Origin of the sequence: Bacillus sp. FSL K6-3176 (assembly GCF_038003325.1) — a bacterium.
Classification (GTDB): domain Bacteria; phylum Bacillota; class Bacilli; order Bacillales; family Bacillaceae; genus Bacillus; species Bacillus altitudinis.
Window position 1 is genome coordinate 2,283,887 of sequence record NZ_JBBOOX010000001.1, and the last position, 20,286, is coordinate 2,304,172.

Genomic DNA, 20,286 nt, shown 5'->3' on the forward strand with positions numbered 1-20,286 from the left:
CTTGATAGAAAACCTTTGCAGCCCTAGGAAGGACGAGTACTGGCGCGGAGCGAATTTTACCTTCGTGAGCACCGGCACACAGGACTGACAAAGAATGCGAAGGTTTGTCTACACGCTGAAAGCACCAATTAGGTGCTTTTAATACTTACATGCTTCCCACAATAACCGCTTTGTTTTTTCATAGATCGAATCAAATTGACTCATAGAAAGCGGGTTCTTACCTCGCCCAAGTTCCACCGTATAGCCCTCACTTTTACATTGATAAATAAACCAATCTCGATAACCTGCATAGCTATCAAGATATTGAATCGCTTTGTAACCACTCACCCGTTCTAACCGTTCGACCGTCTCTTTTGAAATGGCAGGTTCGTGGCCAAGAAAACCCCAGTATATCTCTTCTCCTTGTGTATGAAGGGCAATTAGCCGGTCAAAGCGTTTTCGTAAGGCGAGATGTGCCATTGCTTTCGCTTCTGGTTCTGTTAACGGCTGATGCCCTGGGAAATCCCTATAAGACGGTGCCTTCGGCTTATTACGATAATATTCGATTTCCCAATAAGCAGGAAATTGATTGTTTAAATCAATTCCTCGAATATTCGCCTTCCATTCTCGATAATCGGAAAATCCACCATTTAGCGGTGCGAACTCCTCACGGCGCAGCCCTAAAGATTCTGGACCATTGCGAACCAAATCAACACCGTCTGGATTTACCATCGGGACAATAGACAAAGCAGTGGTCTGCAATATACGAACCGCTTCGTGATGTCTTGCTTGCACTGGGTCCGAGGCCGCTAAACAAAGTGATTTAAGCCATTTTAATAAAACGGAGGTCGTGATCCATTCATTTGCATGAAAAGAGGCATTAACATGTATGGAATGTAAATGTTGTACAGGCTCCGTACGGATTTCATAAATGGGCGTATCAAGCACTGATTGACCAATCACACTCATCTGAAGAAAAGGAAAAACAGCTTTCAAATATTGAAGCTCTCGTTCTAAGTGAGCGCTATCATATTCAAATGTTCCGCTGATCCATTCATCTGATTGCTGGAGCCGGTAAGGCGCAATGAAGCTTTGCACATCACCTACCGATTGAAATGAATGGGTCCCTTCTGGAAGTCTATACCCCGGTAAAAGGAGGTGCTCCGTATTTGACTGATTGGATAAACGGAAAGCTTCTTTCCCTATACCAAGCTGCTTTGCCACATCCTCCTTCCTTGCTTCACCCAGATGCCATTCAATTGTGCCAAGCGACTTTTTCATTTACATCCCTCCCCTCTCACACTATATGAACCAGTAAGTAAAAAAAGAAAACCTCTGCATGTAAATAGCAGAGGTTTTCTTTTAAATTAAGACGCCTTTTTTAGCTCAGTGTCATCTTCTTTTTTAGATGGTGAATGGTCCGAGTTGTTTCGATCATAAAATCTAAGGAGATCTCCATAGATAATTTGATCAGAGAATTGAAGCTCTTGTTTTGCCTTTTCTTCATAAGACTGACAAGCAGACTCATCTTCTCTCGGCTCACCCGTTTCTTTGTTGTAGCACACACCAGTTGTGAAAACACTGTCCTTCGTAATAAAACTTCCATCTCGTAGCACTGTGAAGTCATTTGTATCTTTTGATAATAGGTCATGACCAAATTGAATTTGCTTGCTTGTATCGATTCCTAGAAGGTTCATGACTGTTGGACGGATATCCACTTGCCCGCCAACTGTATCAATCTCTTTTGGATGTTTATCCGTGATACCAGGAATGTGTACAACAAATGGTACTTTTTGAAGCTGAACTTCTTCAAAAGGTGTAATGTCTTTGTTTAAGAATTGTCCCATTGCTTCGTTATGGTTTTCAGAAATCCCGTAGTGATCCCCATATAACACAAAAATGGAGTTATCGTATAAACCTGCTTCCTTCATTTTTTTAAAGAAAAGCTTTAGTGCCTCATCTTGATAACGCACTGTAGGGAAGTATTTGTTCAACGTTTTGCTCTTTGAGTCATATTCATCAATGAGCTTATCTTCTTCATCTAAGTCAAATGGAAAATGGTTCGTTAATGTAATCAATCTCGTATAAAACGGTTGCGGGATCGTTTTCATTAAATCCACTGACTGCTCAAAAAACGGACCATCTTTTAGTCCCCAGCCAACTGAATTTTCTTCATTTACATCGAATGATTTAATATCAAAAAATTTGTCGTAGCCAAAGCTGTCATAGATCAGGTCACGGTTCCAGAAACTTTTGTTATTCGCATGAATAACAGAAGAATGATAGCCTTCCTCTTTTAACAACTCAGGTGCGGCTTTGAACTCGTTGCTTGGATTTGTGAAAAATACAGCTCCTCTTCCAAGCGGATAGAGTGAATTATCAACAATAAACTCGGAGTCGGATGTTTTCCCTTGACCCGTTTGATGATAGAAATTACTGAAATTGTAGCTTTTCTTGATCAATTTGTTTAAGAACGGCGTGATCTCTTTCCCATTCAATTTTTCATTGATCACAAAGCTCTGAGTAGACTCAAGCGATACTAAAATGACATTTCGTCCTTTTGCTTGACCAAACGTCTTTTCATTACGGTCTGTTTGATTTGCGCTTACATAGTTTTCAATTTCCGTTAAGCTATTGCTGTCGGCAAGTGCTCGCTGAGCGGATTGCTTCGATTGCAGAACCCCATCATAAATATGGAAGTTATATAAGCTGATGTTTTTCACTAGCATCTCACGGTCAAATGAACGAGTTAACAGCTCTGGTCTTTCTGTTTCAGCCAGACCAAGGTTAAAGAAGAAAGTGGCTGCCACAAATAAATAATAAGCTGCACGTCCCTTACGTGAAATCGTTACATCTGTTCTAAAGGAAGGCTGTTTTTTATAGAGCCAAATTAAAATGATGATATCAACAAACATCAGAAAATCAACTGGTTCAATTAAAGAGGTAATACTTGACCCGAGGTCACCCATATTGTTTGTTTGAAATAGGACGGGGATGGTTAGAAAATCACTGTAGAATCGATAAAATACAATGTTAGCTAACAAAATAAATGTCAGAACAAAACTCGTCACAATGATATATCGATTGCGATTTTTTTCTTTAAAGAATAAACCGATACCGAAGATAAACAAGAGAAAGCTAAGCGGATTAATAAACAGGATAAATTCCTGCATGAAATTTTCAATTTTGATATTAAAACTAGATTTATAGATAACATAGGTTTTCACCCACATTAACAAAGTCGCAATCAGTAAAAATGAAATCGCCTTTAATCTTTTCTTTCGCATTGTAACCTCCTTATGCTAAAAACGCACTCAGGTTAGGGACATCCCCAATTATTGGTGCTTCTTCAAAAATAACTAAAGTATATCTTATCCTGTCTATGATGGAAAATCAATGTCTTTTTCCCCATGACAAACTTATGAATATGCTAATCATTCAATTTCATGCCTATCTATCGCTGATTTTAATAAAAATGACATCATTATGACATTTTTGTTCAAGACAGCCACTTGTTTTTTGCCATCCATGCACCGCCGATCACGCCTGCATCGTTTCCTAGTGAGGCAATCACCACTTCAACATCCTCAGCACATGGCGGGAAGGCATGATGCTTGACGACACGCTCTACTTTACTGCGAAGAAGCTCGCCCGCTTTAGATACACCGCCACCAATGACGATTTTTGTTGGGTTTAAGGCACTGGCTAGATTCGCAAGGACAAGACCAAGATGGGTTGTTACTTCATCTACGACACGCATCCCCAGTTCGTCTCCGTTTTCTGCTGCCTCAAATACATCCTTTGCAGACAGCGAAGTAAGTGATGCAAGTGATGATGTATGGCTCTTTGTTTGTAATGTATCCTTTGCGATTCGGACGATACCTGTAGCAGACGCAATGGTTTCAATACAGCCTGTTCTCCCGCAGTTACATGGTGCTCCTTGAAATGGAACGGCACAAATATGACCAATTTCTCCACCAGCACCTGTTTCGCCTTGAACCACTTCTCCATTGACAATAATACCGCCGCCAACCCCTGTGCCCAGTGTAACCATCAGGATGTTTTTGGCACCATCACCTGCACCCTTCCACATTTCACCGAGTGCAGCAATATTCGCATCATTTTCGATGACAGATGGAAGTCCTGTCTCTGCCTCTAAATGGTCTTTCAAGGGATAGTTTGTCCAGCCCAGATTCGTTGTTTTATAGACAATTCCGGATACTTTATCCACTGGTCCAGGTGCTCCCATACCGATCCCAATTAGGGCTGATTTCGGCATGCTGATCTCAACTAGTTTATGGTCAATTGACTTGGCAATGTCGACTGTAATTGTCTGCCCAGATTTATCCGTAGGAATCTCCCACTTATGCTGAATTTCACCATAAAGATTAATAAACGCAAGCTTAATTGTCGTACCGCCAAGATCAACTCCTACAAACCAATCCCCTGTCATATGTCCTCCACCTTCACATTGTTTTTCGATTTAATTTGGCTAGTTCCATTTGAAGGATGGTCATTGCGTTTGACCATTCAGTTCGATCGATGATGCCCGATGTGTACATTTCCTTCAATTCATCTGCCATAAATTCTAATTCCACTTCACGATCTCCGAAATACACGTAATTTCCAAATCTCATGAGCAGCTGCTGTACATCATATAACGTTTTCATTATTTTCACCATTTCTCTAAATCAACAGATAGGATAAGCGTATTCATAAATACGCTTTCAGTCAAGTCATTCAACGTGTTTGAGTGTTTTCAATATATTGTTTCAACTTTAAAAATTGGTCATTTTGCGGATCTTGTTTTAATGCTTTTTCGATGAAGTCGTCTGCTTCCGCTGTCTCGCCTTTTTCTACATATAACAACGATAAGTGATACAATTTATTCGGCTCATTTGGATCTTTTTCAAGCGACTTTTGCAAATACTCAATGGCCTTGTCAAGATGTCCAAGCTGCGCTTCGGAAAGCGCATATATATGAAGTGCTTCAGCTGAGGCATCCTTTTGCTTTACATATTCCTCTAGACGCTGACTTGCTTCGCTATAGTTCTTTTCATCAAATAAACTCGCTGCCTCGCTAGTTGCCACCGCTTCTTTTTGATCGTCTGAATGAAACCCTGTATACAATCCAATGCCGCCAATAAGGAGGAGAAGAAGACTAGCAAGAAGCATTTTGACAGGCTGAAACTGTTTAGGAAGACGGACTGCTAAAGCGGCTAAAAATCCGCCAGCGAGCCCCCCAAGATGCCCTGCATTATCAATCCCTGATACAGTGAAACCTATCCCTAAGTTGATGAGGATAATCACGATAATATTTGTCCCCATCGTACGAAAGAAGAGCTTCCGGTTAGAGATCGCTAAATATAACAATGCGCCTAAACAGCCAAAGATCGCACCTGATGCTCCTGCTGCGATGGCTGTATTAAACACAAAGCTCGCTATGGAGCCAAAGATGCCGGAAATTAAATAAATGAGCAAAAATCTTCCTGAACCATAAATTCTCTCAACAGCCGCTCCAACGGACCAAAGAGCAAATGTATTAAAGAGTAAATGCGTCAAACCAATGTGTAAAAACATAGGTGTCACAAAACGCCACCATTCACCCTCTAAAATCAGCACATTATTTTTCGCACCGAATGCTGTTAAAGTGGCTGTATTGGTACTTCCACCAGATAATTCAAGTAAAAGAAACATCACCACTTGAACTGCTATTAACATATAGGTAAAAATCGGTCTGCCATTTTGAAAAACGGCCCGTTCTCGTTCACGCTGCTTTTCCTGATCTTGAAATGCCTGAAGCACGTTCATTTTAAGCTGCATCACATCTTCGGCTGTATCTGCCTTCGCCTCTTCTACATCAATCGAGAGTGATGTATTCAGCCATTTTTGCAGCTCGTGTCCATCGTTTTGAAGGGTTTCTTCATTCAGTAAAACAGGTGTCACCGTCACCTTTTGCTGTTTTTGCGGTTGACCGTTTATGTCTTCCCAATCATCTACTGGATGATCAGCTGTAAATTGTAGCTGCAGGAGATGGAGAGAACGTTTACGCATGGCTTCTCTTAACTGATTCATCCGAAAGGCCTGCTCTTCCATATCTCGAACGATCTCCTGTCTAAAATTCACATCTCTTCTATATAGACGGATGAGATCATATCCTGAGTTTCGTGGTGCTTCAAAAAAGATTTCATCTTCTGGGTACGGACTTTGAATCATCTCGTATCCTTTTTGTCTGAGTTCATCAATCACTCGCCAAAATAGACTATCTATGACATTCATTCATTCGCGCTCCATTTTTTACATTATTATAGCAAGAATTACTCTTATACGCATTTCTCAACAAAAAAATCCCGGCTTTTGCGGGATTAGAATGCTTGGCGAATAAATTTCGTCCGAAAATATGGGATTTTCATTAGCCATTTAATAAAAAAGTGACGCACTTGGTTTTGACCTAAGATCAAATTCATGACCCGATAACGATTTTGCACAAGAACGAATGCAAACAGTGTGAACACAATGCTCCAAATCATTTTATTCATCATATTCCCTCCTATGTTCGTATCGTGGCTTAAATAGGATTTGTTTATGCATGAACCATCATTTTTATCGCTGACAATGGCCTCTTTTATTAGTCAGTTTTCACAGCCTAATCCCTTGTTCTTTTGATTGAATATAAAACTCTTCTCCATACTCTGTGTGAAGATAAGCTACATCAAATTGTTGAAGGTCAATCAAATCCTTGAACGTATGAGGCAGCTTACCATCCCACTCTAACTCTTCGATCTTGTGCGGGAAGTTGTGATCGTTTGGATTTGGTGTATGGATATATACTGCGTCAAATGCAGGATCTTGTTCGTAAATACAAATCCATGTTTGATATGGCTTTTCAAAACCTTCAAGCAGCTTGAGTGTTCTATTGTACAAGGCGACATGAGCTTTAATATGCTCTCTTCTTATTTTCAAGCTATTTTTCCCAACACCCCAAAATCAAGATGGGTTTGAAAAAAATCGAACCAATAATCATGATCAAGTTGTAAGTCAAAAGTATTCACTTCGACCAACGCATCAAACCAAACAGTCTCAACACAAAAAAGCCCGTTCTTACGCATAAGCAGCGGACTTTTACTTTTGATAAAACGCGCCTTCCTCACTGACCATGATAGATACTGGTATGTCATGCGGTTCAGCTGGAAGATGGTCTACTTGCTGAACAGAGAGGCAAAGAGCAAGCGTGGTTCCATGATAATCAGCTAAATACCGGTCATAATAGCCGCCTCCGTAACCGATACGGTAACCACGTTGATCGAAGCACACCCCAGGGACAATGATCAAATCAATGGCTTCTTTATGTACAGCTTTAGACTCAAGAGGGTCTGGCTCCAATAGCCCAAAGTAGCTGGATGTCATCTTTGTTTCAGGTGTATATTCATAAAACACCATCTCTTTTGTTTTCGGGAAACAGGTGGGAATACAAACTGTTTTTCCTTCTTCCCACGCTTTTTCAATCAGAGGCATTGTCGGTATTTCTTTTCCCCTAGACATAGTCAAAGCAATCGTTTTCGCCTGTTTCCATTCTGACAGCTGTAGCACGTGTTCATGAATTAGAGCGGCGTAGCGATTGAACTCTTCAGCGCTTATCTGATCAAGCATGGCCAATGTTTGAAGGCGGAGCTCCTTTTTCATACAGGTTCATCTCCCATCATAAAAAAACAGCAGGAAAATTCCCTGCTGCTTACTTTGTTTCACGATGTAAAGTTTGTTTTTTATCACGTGAGCAATACTTTTTGAATTCAACGCGATCTGGATTGTTTCGCTTATTCTTTTTAGTAATATAGTTACGCTCACCGCATTCAGTGCAAGCTAGAGTAATATTTACGCGCATGTTTTTCCCTCCAAACTAAAATCAATTCACATTCAGACCTAACTATAATACCACTTCTAGCTAAGGAATGCTAGAATGTTTTTTCACCAATTTCATTTTTCAATGCATTCCACCCGCATCCTGATCCATATTGTCTGGTCATGTGATGAAAAATCGCCTTCTCCCCTATAAAAACACGTTCTTTGTCGTACTGTATACATGAGAACCCCCTCTTTGTTCCACAGCTTTTTTTCATCTGATCCGTCTTCTTTTATTTTAACAGCGGGCAAGGTTTTCATACTTGGTTTCCCTATAAAAAGAAAAATGATGAAAAAAAGGTGATTTTTTCAGCAATTCCTTTTGAAACTAGCTTTTTTATGGTATAAAAAAGAAGGGTCGAAAACTGTCTGAAACAATCATGAGAGCCTTTTTTGGCTTTCAGCATTAAAATATGAATAAAAGGTGATGAAACATGGAAATTGCAATTATCGGATTGCTTGTTGTCAGTATTGTACTGATTGCATTCTCATATTTTCAAAGAGAGCCGATTAAAGAAGTCGAACAGGAACTTGAAACACTTCAACTATCTGCAATGCAAGAAATCTATAAACTGAAAAAGAAAATGAAGGTTCTTGAAGAAGAATTGCTTGAAACAAACATCGTTGTCCGCAAGCATTCAGAAATTGATCCATCTATTGCAAGACAAATCATTTCAAAGCATCAAAATGGCATGTCTCCTGAGGCGATTGCGCGCGCTGAGCATGTATCTGTAGAAGATGTGAACATGATCATTAAAGACAACGAGAGGGTGCTTGTATGACGAAAAAAAGCATCCAAACGTTTGCAGCAGGTATGATTCTTGCAACTGGTGTTCTGGCGATCGTCTTTTTCCTTACTGGAAAAGATGAAGCGGCAGCTGATTCTACAACAAAAGAAACCCTCGCAGCGAAAGTGACAGACACTGACGTGAAAAATTACTTAGACTCTAAAAAAGAAGTCTCCGTCAGCCGTGAAACATATCAACAACTTCTTGATTATAAAGAAAAAGCACTGAAAGCAAATGAAGACGGCGATTCTCAGAACGATAAACAAACAACGGACAAGCCAAAAGGCAAAACGGTTAAATTCGTGATTAAAAACGGTATGAGCACAAGTGATGTTTCAGACATGCTTGAAAAGGACGGAATCATCAACTCGTCTAAAGATTTTAATGATTACGTGATAGACGCAGGCTACCATAAAGAAATTCGTGCCGGCAAATTCAATTTAAAAACAGGTATGACATTCAAACAAATCGTCAAAGCCTTAACAAAATAACATCAAAAACCCCCTGGCGGCATTGACCTCCAGGGGGTTTTTGATTATCCAAATCGTCCTGATATATAATCATTTGTTCTTTGATCATTTGGCTCTGAGAACATCACATTCGTATCATTGACCTCAACAAGCTCGCCCATCAAGAAGAACGCTGTTCGGTCTGATACCCTTGCCGCTTGCTGCATATTATGCGTCACAATGGCAATCGTATATTTCTCTTTCAGTTTCATGATCAATTCTTCAATCTTTAATGTTGAAACAGGGTCAAGCGCAGATGTTGGTTCATCCATTAATAGAATATCCGGGCTTGTGGCAATGGCTCTTGCGATACAAAGACGCTGCTGCTGACCGCCGGAAAGACCTAATGCAGGCGCACTTAATCGATCTTTCACTTCATCCCAAAGGGCAACATCACGAAGCGCTTTTTCAGCGATTTCTTTCAATTGCTGCTTGCTCTTCACCCCGTGAATTCTTGGCCCGTAGACGACATTATCAAAGATAGATTGAGGGAATGGGTTTCCTTTTTGAAAGACCATCCCGACGTTTTTACGCAGTTCCACTAGATCGACACGGCCTTTTAAAATATTGTCACCGTTATACATCATATCCCCGGTGATTTTCACACCTGGCACTGTTTTGACCATGAGATTTAAGGTCTTTATAAAAGTTGACTTTCCGCAGCCGGACGGACCGATAATCGCTGTGACCTCATGCTCTTTAATGTCTAAATCAATATGCTTCAGTGCGTGATGCTGTCCGTACCAAAGGTTCATATCATTCACACGAAACACTTCTTTTTTGGCTGTTTCAGTTGCTACTGCATTCATCAAAATCCACCCGCCTTATCCGAATCGACCATTAATATAGTCTTCTGTTTTTTGCTGCGCAGGACGTGTAAAGATACGTTCAGTCGCATCGTATTCCACTAGATCACCATTCAGGAAAAAGGCTGTATGATCAGATACACGTAACGCTTGCTGCATATTGTGTGTGACAATGACAATCGAATAATCATGTTTTAATTCCGATAATAGCTCTTCAATTTTTGCATTTGAGATCGGGTCTAAGGCAGAAGCCGGTTCATCTAATAAAAGCACGCTAGGTTTCATCGCAAGGGTACGTGCAATACAGAGGCGCTGCTGCTGGCCGCCTGATAATGATAAGGCAGATCGGTGCAAGCGATCCTTGACCTCATCCCATAGTGCTGCCTTTGTTAAGCTTTCTTCTACCGCATCATCAAGCACTGATTTCCTTTTTTCACCCGCATATTTTAGCGCATGCGTAATGTTGTTGTAGATGGATTTAGGAAATGGATTTGGCTTTTGGAAGACCATCCCGATTTCTCTTCTTAAATTCACCACATTAATACGATCATCCAAAATATTTAACCCTTCGTACATGATCGCCCCTTCACTTCGTGCACCTGGAATTAGGTCGTTCATGCGGTTAATACTGCGTAAAAAAGTCGATTTTCCGCACCCTGATGGGCCGATTAATGCCGTAATTGCATTTTTTTCAATTTCAAATGAAATTTGATTGACTGCTCTTTTTTCACCATAATAAATACTTAAATCCTGCACCTGTAGAATCTGTTCCGCTTGAAGTGGAGCCTTTTTTGCTGCAATCTCTTTTTTTTCTGCTAGCATTTGAACCATTTCCCCTTCACACCTCTCACTATTTATTTTGACGTAAGCTTCTTATGAATAAATGAACCAAGCCATCTAGCTGCTAAGTTGAATACTAATACAGAGAGCACAAGTACGGCTGATGCACCATTTGCAATGGCCTCTGCATCTGGAATAATCCCCTGTGTATTGACGTTCCATATATGAACGGCTAATGTTTCTGCCGGTCTAAAAATATTCAGTGGTGACGTATCGGAGAAAGGACTCCAGTTTGTAAAATCAAGACGCGGTGTTGAAAGACCTGCTGTGAAAAGAAGAGCAGCCGCCTCACCGAAAACTCTTCCCGATGCTAAAATCGCTCCAGTTATAATGGATGGAATCGCACCTGGGATCAGAACCGTCTTCACTGTATGCCACTTTGTCACACCGAGCGCAAGCGATGCTTCCTTTTGATCCTTCGGTACAGATCGAAGTGCATCTTCTGTCACCCTGACCATCACTGGCAGATTAAAGACAGTCAGCGCAAGGGCTCCTCCGATGATCGTATAGCCCCATCCTGTTAAATTAACAAACATCAGCAAACCAAACATACCGATGACGATCGATGGCAGAGACGATAACACTTCAATACATGTACGAATAAAATCAGTCACTTTGTTTTGAGGTGCATATTCTGCCATGTACACCCCACCGCCCACGCCAAGAGGCACAGTAAACAGCATCGTAATAAATAGAATGTAAAACGAGTTAAACAGCTGATCCCTGATACCGCCGCCAGAGCCAATCGCACTTGAGCGGGTAGTCAAAAAGTCAAAATTTAATTCTTTGGCACCGTTGAAGATGATATAAGAAAACAAGCCAACAAGTATCGCCGTAATAATGACGGCACATAATCCAAAAACGATTGTGGCAAAACGATCGGTCATTTTGCTATTCATTAAATCTTCCTCCTAGATGACAAGTATCTGATAATGAGTATGAACATAAATGATACAACTAGAAGGACAAGTCCCATTGACCAAAGTGTATTGTTTTCAACACTTCCATACGTTGTATGTCCCATGTTTAAAGTAATAATGGTAGTTAATGTACCAGCTGTGTCCATAATACTTTCTGGTAGATTACGCGTGTTTCCAATGACCATCTGAACGGCAAGGGCTTCTCCAAATGCTCTTGCCATTCCAAGCACGACCGCTGTCATTAATGTCGGAAGCGCTGCCGGTACAAGAACACGTCTGATCGTTTGCCATCTTGTTGCGCCTAATGCATACGATCCCTCACGTAAACTTTTTGGAAGTGAAGCCATTGCATCAGTTGCAATGGATGTAACAGTCGGCAGAATCATAATAGACAGGACAATCGTTCCTGCTAAAACACTGTGCCCTGAACCGCTTAACTTGAAGTGTCCAATAAACGGCACCAATACTGTAAGACCTATGAATCCGTAAACAACGGATGGAATCCCTACAAGCAGTTCAATCACTGGCTGGAGAATTTTCCGTCCCCATGCAGGTGCAATTTCTGTCATAAAGATCGCTCCTGCGATGCCTAGCGGTGCTGCTATGAGTGCTGATAGAAGCGTGACAGCGATTGAACCAAAGATAAACGGAAATGCGCCGTATTGCGGATTTTCTGCTGTAGGGTTCCAATTGATACTGGTTAAGAACTCAATTGGGCTTACACCATTTACGATGAAAGATTGTAAACCCTTAATACCAAGGAAGATTGTGATGGCAATTGATACAGCAATCATTAAGAATGCGCAAAATTTCACCAAAATACTTCCTCTTACTTCATCCATTTGCCTATTTTTTTTCGAGCTGATCAGTCGATCGCTCGCTTCTGTATGTTCTATCTGTTTCATCTTTTTCTACACTCCTATGAATGTCATAAAAGGAAAAGTGAAAAGCTCCACTTTTCCTTCATCATCAATTCAAGACCTTTTACTTATCTGTTTGTTTGCCTGTTGCGTCTCTTTCTACTTTCATATTAGAGACTGAGATGTAGCCTTGGTCTTTAACGATTTCTTTTTGTACTTCGTCACTCATCAAGTAATCTAAAAATTGTTTTGCTAAACCGTCTGGCTCACCTTTTGTATAAGAGTGCTCATATGCCCAAATTGTATATTTACCGCTTTCTACATTGCTTTCTTCTGGTTTCACACCATCAATGCTAAGCGGTGTAATTTTGTCATCTGTTAAATAAGAGAATGCTAGGTACCCAATCGCACCTGGTGTTTCTGCAATCAACTTTTTCACTGTGTTTGAAGAATCCTCTGTGATTCCTTCTGCAGGAGTCGCGCCGTCAAGTGCATATTTCACAAATGTTGCACGAGTTCCTGATGAGTCAGGTCTGTTCACAAGTGTGATTTTTTGGTCTTTCCCGCCAAGCTCTTTCCAGTTTTTGATTTTACCAGTGAAGATTTTTTTCAATTCGTCCTTTGTGATGTCTTTGACACCAACTTCAGGGTTAACAGCTGCCGCCATTCCAACAACTGCTACTTTGTGGTCTTTTAAAGCTTTTGCGTCGATTCCGTCTTTCTCTTCTGCGAATACATCTGAGTTCCCAATTTGTACAGATCCTTCTGATACTTGAGAAAGTCCTGTTCCTGAACCGCCGGCTTGTACTTGAATATCGGCTTTTGGATGTTTATCCATGAATTTTTCTGCTGCCGCAAGAACTAAAGGCTGCATCGCAGATGATCCTGAGATGGTAATGGAACCTGATGCCTCATCTTTGTTTGAAGCATTTCCTTTACTGTCTTTTGAATCTCCGCTTGAGCTGCTGTTTCCGCATGCTGTGACGAATGCTAACAATGCGATAGTAAGGAAAGTAAGCAGCCATAATTTGTTCTTTTTCATTTCAAGAATACCCCCTGAATAATTTGTCCTACGAGTAATACATTAAAGGTTCTTTATTAATTTCGTTTAAATGGAATGTTAAGGTTTTGTAAATGTCGAAGATTTGTAGAGAAATTGCGGGGTTTTTTATGATTTTTGTCAATTTATATCGAAAAGTTTGAAGAAAATATAAAAAAACGCCCACAAAAAGTGAGCGTTTTTACCTAGAATAGGTCTAGTTATTTGTTTCTGCTTCATTTTCAATTTTGTTTTTGTTCTTCGCTTGTGTATCATTGCTTTCCTGTTTCGATTTCAGTTCAAAGTACTTGTCTAATACTTGTTCACCAATATCATTTGTAATCGGATAGCGCTGGTTGTAATCTTGATACACCCAAGGCACGACAACTGAAATCGCTACTTCTGGATTATCAGCAGGCGCATACGCAACAAGTGTTGTGTTATACGTCGGTGTGCCGCGTTTGCTTTTAATCGGGCCGTCATAGAATGATTGAGCGGTCCCTGTTTTGCCAGCTGGATTGTATTTTTTGTTGCCAAAGTTCGAATATGCTGTCCCTCTTGGGTTCTGCATCACAAGCTTGAATCCTTGCTGTACGCGTTTGATCTCATCACTTGTCATATCGAGCTTATTCAGTACATCCGGCTTGACGGACTCCGTTACAGCCCCAATGCCTCTTTGCGGATCTGGCTCTCTCACTTCTTTTACGAGCTGAGGACGTAAACGATAGCCGCCATTGGCAATCGTTGAGACGTATTGCGCCATTTGTAGCGGTGTAAACGTGTCATATTGTCCAATCGCATAGTCAAGTAAAAGACCGGATTGTGTAGACGTTCCACGATAGCCAGTTGCTTCGTTTGGCAGGTCAATACCTGTCTCAACTCCAAGACCAAATTTACTAAAATTGTAACGGAACGTATCAAACGCCTTTGTATCAATTGGGAGCGGCTGATTCTTACGATATTCCCCTTTCCCAATTGCAATCGCTGTTTTAAACATATACACGTTTGATGAACGTTCTAGTGCGGTTAAATCATTAATGAGTCCCATATTTTGATAGGATTTTTTCGGCGGTGACTGAGCGATATAGAGCGGTTCATCGTATTGGGTGCTTCCAATGTGAAGGACGCCTGTTTTATAACCTGTCAGTACAGTTGCCCCTTTTACTGCTGATCCCATCGCATATGATGATGTCATCGTTCCTAGTGCATAGTCATCAAATTTGTATGTCCCATTCTTATTGGTAATCTGTTTACCCGCAATCGAGAGCACTTCCCCATTTCTCGGGTCCATCATGACAACAAACGCACGATCAAGAAGTTCTGTTCCGCCTCTTTGCTTCGCACTTTTCAAGTTCTTTTCGATGATTTTTTCCACCGCTTTTTGCAGCTGAATATCAATCGTCAGCACAAGGTCTTTCCCGCTCTTTCCTTCTGTTAACACTTTAGAGCTTGTGACATTGCCTTCTTTATCCGTTGTACTTTGTTCTTTTTCTTTTTGACCTTGCAGCACATCTTCATATTGATATTCAAGATAGCTTTTTCCTACACGATCATTTCGGCTGTAGCCGAGTGATAGATAATGTTCAAGCAGTGACGACGGAAGACCTTCATCACTTGAAGACACACTGCCGAGCATACTGCGGAGCAGTCCTTTATAAGGATAGCTGCGTGACCAGTCTGTTGTGACATCTACACCTGGTAGCTCGTCCAAATGCTCAGAGACGTAAGCAATTTCACTTGGTTTAACGTCTTCATTTTTTATGAATTGAGGCGTAAGTGCATAGCCTGCATCCATTTGTCTTTTAATCGCAAGCACTTGCAAATCTTTTTTCGTCAGTTGATTTAATTCCTTGTCTGTGATGCGTTTCAGCTGGAGCTCGTATAGTTTATCATCAGAGACCTTATCGTCACCCTTTAAATCGGCTTCTTTTTGAACAAGCTTTTTCGCTTCATTCGGATGGGTTAAGATCCAGAAATCTTTTTTATCACGATCTGTGATTTTCTTCGTACTTACGTGAATCATATCCGCTAATTTTGTTGCCACTTTGAGCCGCTCTTCTTGTGAAGTCGTCGAGGTTCTCGTATATGTAATGGCATTTAGCGCTTTATTGCTGACAATCGTGTTATAGTTTCGATCATAAATTTTTCCGCGCGGAGCAGATGAACTGACATTCACGTCTTCTTGTTTTTCTGCCTGCTTTTTATAATCTTCTCCATTCACAATCTGCACAAAACCGAGTCTGACCACAACACCGGTAAAAATAATGAACGCAGCTAAAAATAATAAATTCAGCCGGATCGGAAGTGTTTTGCGCCCTTCCTTCGCGTCTTTTTTGTTTTTCTTGTTTCTCATCACATCACCTTTTCTATCAAGAAAGAAATGGCACCCCTTTTTATGTATAAAAGGTGCCATCATCATTTTAGCGGTTTTTCTATCATTTATCTAGAAATTTGATGTTCCATTGGTAAGAAATTTTACCTTTCTCCCTTCATAAGGTTCGTTTGAGAAACAGGCTTTTGACCGTCAGCCTCTTCTATATCAGCTGTTTTCTCTTTTAAATGAATGTCCTTTACAAAATAATAAATAAGGGTGTGCCCCGCTCCGAGTATGACAAGTGAAGCAGGAATCCCAAGCCGATCGCCCAGTAAGGTGACAGATAAAAGAAAAAAGACAATCGAACAAATACGCCCTGCATTTAAAAATAGTTCTCTGACGACAATATATTCAATTCGGGCTTTTCTTGCATATCTGGCATGACCGATGACATCGTAAGTTAAAGAGACATACGGAACTAGCAGAAGCGGGTAGCCGATCGCAATGGCTACTGCGTACATAAGCAGTGATACATAGGACAAGTGAAAGACGATTAAAAATAAAGCGCCGTATAAAATAAGCCCGCCAAACATAATCGCTTTTTTGCGCCATTTTTTCTTAATCAAACGAGTAGCAAAAAAATAGGCAAAAAAGGCAACACCTGAATTGACTAGACCAAATGTGCCTAAAGCAAGCTCACTGTTTGTTGCAATAAACACAAAGACACTGATTAAAAAGACAAACACGCCTTCACGGAGCCCCTGAAAAAAGTGAGCAGTTGTGATCTTACGCCAATTCTCGTCCGCATGGCGCTCTTTCCAAATTTGCTTAATGATAAATTTTCCTTTTGATTGTCTCCTCTTGAGGAAAAAACTCATCACAACCGCTAGTGAAAACAAAAAAAGCGATAAAGTGAAAATCACTGTATAGCCTGTATCATCCGTTAATTGAGAAATCACAATTCCTGCAATGAGCGGCCCGATCATACCGGCTGTAGAGGTAAGCACTCCTAAAAATCCATTAAAGAAATCCCTTGTTTCAGGTTCAGTAATCTCAAAAGTGAGCACGTTAAAGGCAAGCCAGTAAAAACCATAGCCGATTCCAAGCACACTGCCTAATAACACGAGCCGAGCTGCCGCTTGCTCTCCTGCCATGAGAACAATTAAGTAAAAAGCGGCTAAGAAGATGACACCGAAACGAAGGACAAATGCACGATCTATTTTTTTAGCGAGCCGTCCAGCAAATAAAAAGGTAATGGGCTGAAGGACAACAATTGCCAAGTTATAAATCGCAAGGTCTGTAAATCGCCCAGACTGTTTCCATAAATACACGTTCACAAACGTATTCGAAAGCGCAATCGCAAGTGCGTATAATCCGCCAATCGTGAGGAGGAGCAATAAATCTCTTGTGACATCCATGTCCCCGAACATTTTCTTTAATCTGCTCATATCATTCATTCTCCTTTTCTACACAATAGTCTGTCTCATCAAAAGGCAGATATGTAAAAAAAGGAGGGAAAATATAAAAAGACCCGCTCTCAGAGAGAAGCAGGTCTTTTCAAATCAAATCATTTATTTAGCTTCGCTGTAAAGGCGAGCCACTTCATCCCAGTTCACAACATTCCAGAATGCTGAAATGTAATCAGGACGACGGTTTTGGTAGTTTAGGTAGTAAGCATGCTCCCAAACGTCTAGTCCTAGGATTGGTGTTTTTCCTTCAGTTAAAGGAGAATCTTGGTTTGGTGTGCTTGTGATTTCAAGTTTGCCATTGTTCACAACAAGCCATGCCCAACCAGAACCAAAGCGTCCTGCAGCTGCTGCAGCGAAATCAGATTTGAATTTTTCAAATCCGCCTAATTCTTTTTCGATCGCATCTGCAAGTTCACCAGTTGGTGCGCCGCCACCGTTTGGTGAAAGAAGCGTCCAGAATAATGAGTGGTTCGCATGTCCTCCGCCATTGTTACGTACAGCTGTACGAATGTTTTCAGGCACAGAGTTCAAGTTAGCCACTAGCTCTTCAATTGATTGATCTTCAAGAGCTGATACACCTTCGATTGCTTTGTTTAAGTTTGTTACATAAGTGTTATGGTGTTTTGTGTGGTGAATCGTCATTGTTTCCTTGTCGATATGTGGTTCTAATGCATCGTAAGCATATGGTAATTCTGGAAGTTTAAAAGCCATGGTTAAATTCCTCCTTAGAAATGTATGTACTGAAATGCTTCCTTAGTAAGCAAGCAATTCACCCTAATCAAAGAGTATCAAAAGAAACGGCTTGTTTCAACGTTATTGCTCATGATCTGAAACATTTCAGTGTTTATTTTGTATTTAACCCTTCTGAAAGAGTGTTAAACACCGATTTTCCATTTAGCGAGGCACATAAAACAAAAAGATTCCCAGCATCAGTGCTTGAATCAACCCTTTTGCAAATACGCCTGACACAAAACCAATTAATGAGCCAAGCCCAACTTTCACACTTGTCTTCAGATCTTTTTGATGAACGAGCAGCTCTGCGATGACACTGCCGATAAATGGACCAATGATAATTCCAGCAATCGGAATCACAAAAGGACCGGCTAAAAGCCCAATGGTACTTCCCCAAATGGCCGCCCGGCTGCCGCCAAAGCGTTTCACCCCAATCAGATTGGAGACATAATCCGCAGCAAATAACACAGCTGTAAACATGGCTTGAATGAGCCAAAAGGTGAGCGTCAATTTCTCAAAGCTAAAAAAAAGCCCATATAAAATAAACCCAAGAACCATGAAAACCACACTAGGAATGATTGGATAGACAAGCCCCACAAACGCAATGATAAATGCACAGCCGATCAAAATCCAATACAGCACGTCCAATCCGCAGCCGCCTCCTTTTTATATGCTGTATACATTATGCCTCATTCCTTCTATCTTAACCAGCAATGAAGGCCGTACTTGTACTGGATGGATAGACATTGATACAATGTGAGAAATAGAAAAGAATGTAGGAAGTGAATCGGTTGAACGTATTTAGTTTATTGTTAAAAGGAATTTATTCACCAAAAGATATTGCCAGAGCACGTTTTACTGGGATTGGAAAGGCCATTTTATTCATCTTTATCCTTTCGATCATCGCAGCTGTCCCCCAGGGCTATCATATGAGCCAAGAGATTTCAAATGCGATGTCAGGATTTCAGCATGTGATTAAAAAAGATTTACCCGACTTTTCCATTGAAAAAGGAACGCTTCAAGCGGACCAAAGCACGCCGATCGAAAAAGAAGAAAACGGCATCACGATTATCTTTGATCCCGCTGAAAAAATAAAATCAAGTGAGCTTGAATCAAAACAAACAGCCATTGCGTTATTGAAAGAAAAAGCAGTGATTGCCATTGACGGACAAATGACAGATATTCCATACCAGCTGCTTGGCGGAACACTCACAAAAGATGAACTTGCCAGCGTCACAAACCAGAATCAAGCGATCATTATCCCTGTCATTTGTGTCCTGCTGTACCTATCTACTGCTGCTCTCATGTTCATCAGCGCAACATTCCTAGCCATGCTTGGTACATTTATTAAACGAATGCAGCAAAAAGAGCTGTCCTTTCAAATGCTTTGGAAGCTCTCTGCCTATTCACTCACATTAACAACCGTCTTTTTCGCCATCATGAGTGCATTAAACACGCCGGTTGCGAACTCATTTTTATTAAATTGGGTGATTAACTTTATTTTCTTATATCTTGTCGTTAAAGAAATACCTGCAAAAAAATAAGCTCCCTCATTTTGGGGAGCTTTTTTATTTGTTTTGACCCTATGACTCATCTGGATGGATGATCGCAAACATATAGTGATCCTCCCACTTATCATTGATCTTTACTTTTTTACGATGAAGTCCCTCATTTTCAAACCCTGTCTTCTCAAGCACACGAATGGAACCAATGTTAGATGGTTTTACGCCAGCCTCTATGCGGTGAAGGTACAGTTCATAAAAGGCATAATCGATAATCAAACGAATCGCCTCTGTCATATACCCCTTCCCGCCTTGCCTTTCATCGAGCACATATCCAAGCAAAGCCCCTTGAATCGGTCCTCTTTCAACAGAATGGAGTGAGATCGTTCCAATTAATGCATCTGTTTCATTTAAGAAAATACCGTGCATATAGGCTTCATCTTTTGCACGCCTTTGCATACTGCGGTTAATCCGTTCCTTTTGACGAGGTACAGTAAAAAAATCATCCTGAACCAAAGGTGTAAATTGCTGAAAATAGGTGCGATTCTCTCGTTCAAGTGTTAATAGAGCTTCTGCATCACTTTCTGTTAGTGTTCTTACATATATATTCTGACTGATTTTCTTCATAT

Annotated in this window: 22 protein-coding genes; 3 read left to right on the top strand and 19 right to left on the bottom strand. The window is 40.7% G+C overall.

Features of this window, described 5'->3' with window-relative positions; genetic code table 11:
* Positions 1–138: 138 nt before the first annotated feature.
* The 9 genes from MHB38_RS11860 to rpmG form a co-directional block, all read right to left on the bottom strand.
* Complete coding sequence (locus MHB38_RS11860) at positions 139–1,260, bottom strand: M14 family metallopeptidase (RefSeq protein ID WP_341003482.1); 1,122 nt, start codon at positions 1,258–1,260, stop codon at positions 139–141.
* 86 nt (positions 1,261–1,346) lie between these two features.
* Complete coding sequence (locus tag MHB38_RS11865; protein ID WP_017357992.1) at positions 1,347–3,266, bottom strand: LTA synthase family protein; 1,920 nt, start codon at positions 3,264–3,266, stop codon at positions 1,347–1,349.
* 212 nt (positions 3,267–3,478) lie between these two features.
* Complete coding sequence (locus tag MHB38_RS11870; RefSeq protein ID WP_099496604.1) at positions 3,479–4,432, bottom strand: ROK family glucokinase; 954 nt, start codon at positions 4,430–4,432, stop codon at positions 3,479–3,481.
* A 13-nt stretch (positions 4,433–4,445) separates the two neighbouring features.
* Positions 4,446–4,649 (bottom strand): YqgQ family protein, encoded by a 204-nt coding sequence (locus MHB38_RS11875; RefSeq protein ID WP_008342322.1) that lies wholly within the window; start codon positions 4,647–4,649, stop codon positions 4,446–4,448.
* 70 nt (positions 4,650–4,719) lie between these two features.
* The gene (locus MHB38_RS11880; RefSeq protein WP_268438619.1) at positions 4,720–6,258 is read right to left on the bottom strand and encodes a rhomboid family intramembrane serine protease; all 1,539 of its coding nucleotides are present in this window, start codon (positions 6,256–6,258) and stop codon (positions 4,720–4,722) included.
* An 86-nt stretch (positions 6,259–6,344) separates the two neighbouring features.
* A complete protein-coding gene (locus MHB38_RS11885) occupies positions 6,345–6,518 on the bottom strand; it encodes a hypothetical protein (protein ID WP_017357994.1) in 174 nt (57 codons plus the stop codon).
* Between the two features lie 100 nt (positions 6,519–6,618).
* Positions 6,619–6,942, bottom strand: coding sequence for a hypothetical protein (locus MHB38_RS11890; protein WP_235632455.1), 324 nt, complete (start codon positions 6,940–6,942; stop codon positions 6,619–6,621).
* A 159-nt stretch (positions 6,943–7,101) separates the two neighbouring features.
* Complete coding sequence (locus tag MHB38_RS11895; RefSeq protein WP_341003486.1) at positions 7,102–7,662, bottom strand: 5-formyltetrahydrofolate cyclo-ligase; 561 nt, start codon at positions 7,660–7,662, stop codon at positions 7,102–7,104.
* A 49-nt stretch (positions 7,663–7,711) separates the two neighbouring features.
* Positions 7,712–7,861: a 50S ribosomal protein L33 gene (gene rpmG / locus MHB38_RS11900; RefSeq protein WP_008360061.1), complete on the bottom strand. Its 150-nt coding sequence runs from the start codon at positions 7,859–7,861 to the stop codon at positions 7,712–7,714.
* Positions 7,862–8,312: 451 nt separating this feature from the next.
* Here rpmG and MHB38_RS11905 point away from each other — a divergent pair, with 451 nt between their 5' ends.
* Entirely contained in the window at positions 8,313–8,660 is a 348-nt protein-coding gene (locus MHB38_RS11905) for a hypothetical protein (protein ID WP_003217285.1), read from the top strand.
* Positions 8,657–9,157, top strand: a complete 501-nt coding sequence (locus MHB38_RS11910; RefSeq protein WP_008342335.1) for an endolytic transglycosylase MltG — start codon at positions 8,657–8,659, stop codon at positions 9,155–9,157. The genes MHB38_RS11905 and MHB38_RS11910 overlap by 4 nt, the downstream gene beginning before the upstream one ends.
* Before the next feature lie 44 nt (positions 9,158–9,201).
* On the opposite strand, the gene pstB (MHB38_RS11915) is transcribed toward MHB38_RS11910, so the two are convergent.
* From pstB (MHB38_RS11915) to MHB38_RS11955, 9 genes are all read right to left on the bottom strand, one after another.
* Entirely contained in the window at positions 9,202–9,984 is a 783-nt protein-coding gene (gene pstB, locus MHB38_RS11915; RefSeq protein ID WP_017367606.1) for a phosphate ABC transporter ATP-binding protein PstB, read from the bottom strand.
* 15 nt (positions 9,985–9,999) lie between these two features.
* Positions 10,000–10,812 carry a phosphate ABC transporter ATP-binding protein PstB gene (gene pstB, locus MHB38_RS11920; RefSeq protein WP_007501258.1) on the bottom strand — a complete coding sequence of 271 codons (813 nt, stop codon included), beginning with the start codon at positions 10,810–10,812 and terminating at the stop codon, positions 10,000–10,002.
* A 23-nt stretch (positions 10,813–10,835) separates the two neighbouring features.
* A complete protein-coding gene (gene pstA / locus MHB38_RS11925) occupies positions 10,836–11,720 on the bottom strand; it encodes a phosphate ABC transporter permease PstA (protein ID WP_035390827.1) in 885 nt (294 codons plus the stop codon).
* On the bottom strand, positions 11,720–12,646 hold the full coding sequence (gene pstC, locus MHB38_RS11930) for a phosphate ABC transporter permease subunit PstC (RefSeq protein ID WP_017367608.1): 927 nt from the start codon (positions 12,644–12,646) through the stop codon (positions 11,720–11,722). The genes pstA and pstC overlap by 1 nt, the downstream gene beginning before the upstream one ends.
* Positions 12,647–12,725: 79 nt before the next feature.
* A complete protein-coding gene (locus MHB38_RS11935; RefSeq protein WP_007501261.1) occupies positions 12,726–13,643 on the bottom strand; it encodes a phosphate ABC transporter substrate-binding protein in 918 nt (305 codons plus the stop codon).
* Positions 13,644–13,857: 214 nt separating this feature from the next.
* Positions 13,858–15,993, bottom strand: a complete 2,136-nt coding sequence (locus tag MHB38_RS11940; protein ID WP_017358000.1) for a peptidoglycan D,D-transpeptidase FtsI family protein — start codon at positions 15,991–15,993, stop codon at positions 13,858–13,860.
* Between the two features lie 122 nt (positions 15,994–16,115).
* Entirely contained in the window at positions 16,116–17,402 is a 1,287-nt protein-coding gene (locus MHB38_RS11945) for an MFS transporter (protein WP_025207632.1), read from the bottom strand.
* 123 nt (positions 17,403–17,525) lie between these two features.
* A complete protein-coding gene (gene sodA, locus MHB38_RS11950; protein ID WP_007501264.1) occupies positions 17,526–18,134 on the bottom strand; it encodes a superoxide dismutase SodA in 609 nt (202 codons plus the stop codon).
* Positions 18,135–18,317: 183 nt separating this feature from the next.
* Positions 18,318–18,803 (bottom strand): DUF456 domain-containing protein, encoded by a 486-nt coding sequence (locus MHB38_RS11955; RefSeq protein ID WP_025207633.1) that lies wholly within the window; start codon positions 18,801–18,803, stop codon positions 18,318–18,320.
* Between the two features lie 143 nt (positions 18,804–18,946).
* Here MHB38_RS11955 and MHB38_RS11960 point away from each other — a divergent pair, with 143 nt between their 5' ends.
* Positions 18,947–19,699, top strand: a complete 753-nt coding sequence (locus MHB38_RS11960; protein WP_007501266.1) for a DUF1189 domain-containing protein — start codon at positions 18,947–18,949, stop codon at positions 19,697–19,699.
* 39 nt (positions 19,700–19,738) lie between these two features.
* Here MHB38_RS11960 and MHB38_RS11965 read toward each other — a convergent pair whose 3' ends face one another.
* Complete coding sequence (locus tag MHB38_RS11965) at positions 19,739–20,284, bottom strand: GNAT family N-acetyltransferase (protein WP_017367613.1); 546 nt, start codon at positions 20,282–20,284, stop codon at positions 19,739–19,741.
* Between the last annotated feature and the right edge of the window lie 2 nt (positions 20,285–20,286).

Coding starts and splice junctions, on each gene's coding strand:
- MHB38_RS11910 (WP_008342335.1), top strand. CDS start 8,657: ATGACGAAAAAAAGCATCCAAACGTTTGCAGCAGGTATGATTCTTGCA.
- MHB38_RS11935 (WP_007501261.1), bottom strand. CDS start 13,643: ATGAAAAAGAACAAATTATGGCTGCTTACTTTCCTTACTATCGCATTG.
- MHB38_RS11875 (WP_008342322.1), bottom strand. CDS start 4,649: ATGAAAACGTTATATGATGTACAGCAGCTGCTCATGAGATTTGGAAAT.
- pstA (WP_035390827.1), bottom strand. CDS start 11,720: ATGAATAGCAAAATGACCGATCGTTTTGCCACAATCGTTTTTGGATTA.
- rpmG (WP_008360061.1), bottom strand. CDS start 7,861: ATGCGCGTAAATATTACTCTAGCTTGCACTGAATGCGGTGAGCGTAAC.
- MHB38_RS11945 (WP_025207632.1), bottom strand. CDS start 17,402: ATGAGCAGATTAAAGAAAATGTTCGGGGACATGGATGTCACAAGAGAT.
- pstB (WP_017367606.1), bottom strand. CDS start 9,984: ATGAATGCAGTAGCAACTGAAACAGCCAAAAAAGAAGTGTTTCGTGTG.
- MHB38_RS11865 (WP_017357992.1), bottom strand. CDS start 3,266: ATGCGAAAGAAAAGATTAAAGGCGATTTCATTTTTACTGATTGCGACT.
- MHB38_RS11870 (WP_099496604.1), bottom strand. CDS start 4,432: ATGACAGGGGATTGGTTTGTAGGAGTTGATCTTGGCGGTACGACAATT.
- MHB38_RS11965 (WP_017367613.1), bottom strand. CDS start 20,284: ATGAAGAAAATCAGTCAGAATATATATGTAAGAACACTAACAGAAAGT.
- MHB38_RS11885 (WP_017357994.1), bottom strand. CDS start 6,518: ATGAATAAAATGATTTGGAGCATTGTGTTCACACTGTTTGCATTCGTT.
- MHB38_RS11880 (WP_268438619.1), bottom strand. CDS start 6,258: ATGAATGTCATAGATAGTCTATTTTGGCGAGTGATTGATGAACTCAGA.
- sodA (WP_007501264.1), bottom strand. CDS start 18,134: ATGGCTTTTAAACTTCCAGAATTACCATATGCTTACGATGCATTAGAA.
- MHB38_RS11895 (WP_341003486.1), bottom strand. CDS start 7,662: ATGAAAAAGGAGCTCCGCCTTCAAACATTGGCCATGCTTGATCAGATA.
- MHB38_RS11860 (WP_341003482.1), bottom strand. CDS start 1,260: ATGAAAAAGTCGCTTGGCACAATTGAATGGCATCTGGGTGAAGCAAGG.
- MHB38_RS11905 (WP_003217285.1), top strand. CDS start 8,313: ATGGAAATTGCAATTATCGGATTGCTTGTTGTCAGTATTGTACTGATT.
- MHB38_RS11940 (WP_017358000.1), bottom strand. CDS start 15,993: ATGAGAAACAAGAAAAACAAAAAAGACGCGAAGGAAGGGCGCAAAACA.
- pstB (WP_007501258.1), bottom strand. CDS start 10,812: ATGGTTCAAATGCTAGCAGAAAAAAAAGAGATTGCAGCAAAAAAGGCT.
- pstC (WP_017367608.1), bottom strand. CDS start 12,646: ATGAAACAGATAGAACATACAGAAGCGAGCGATCGACTGATCAGCTCG.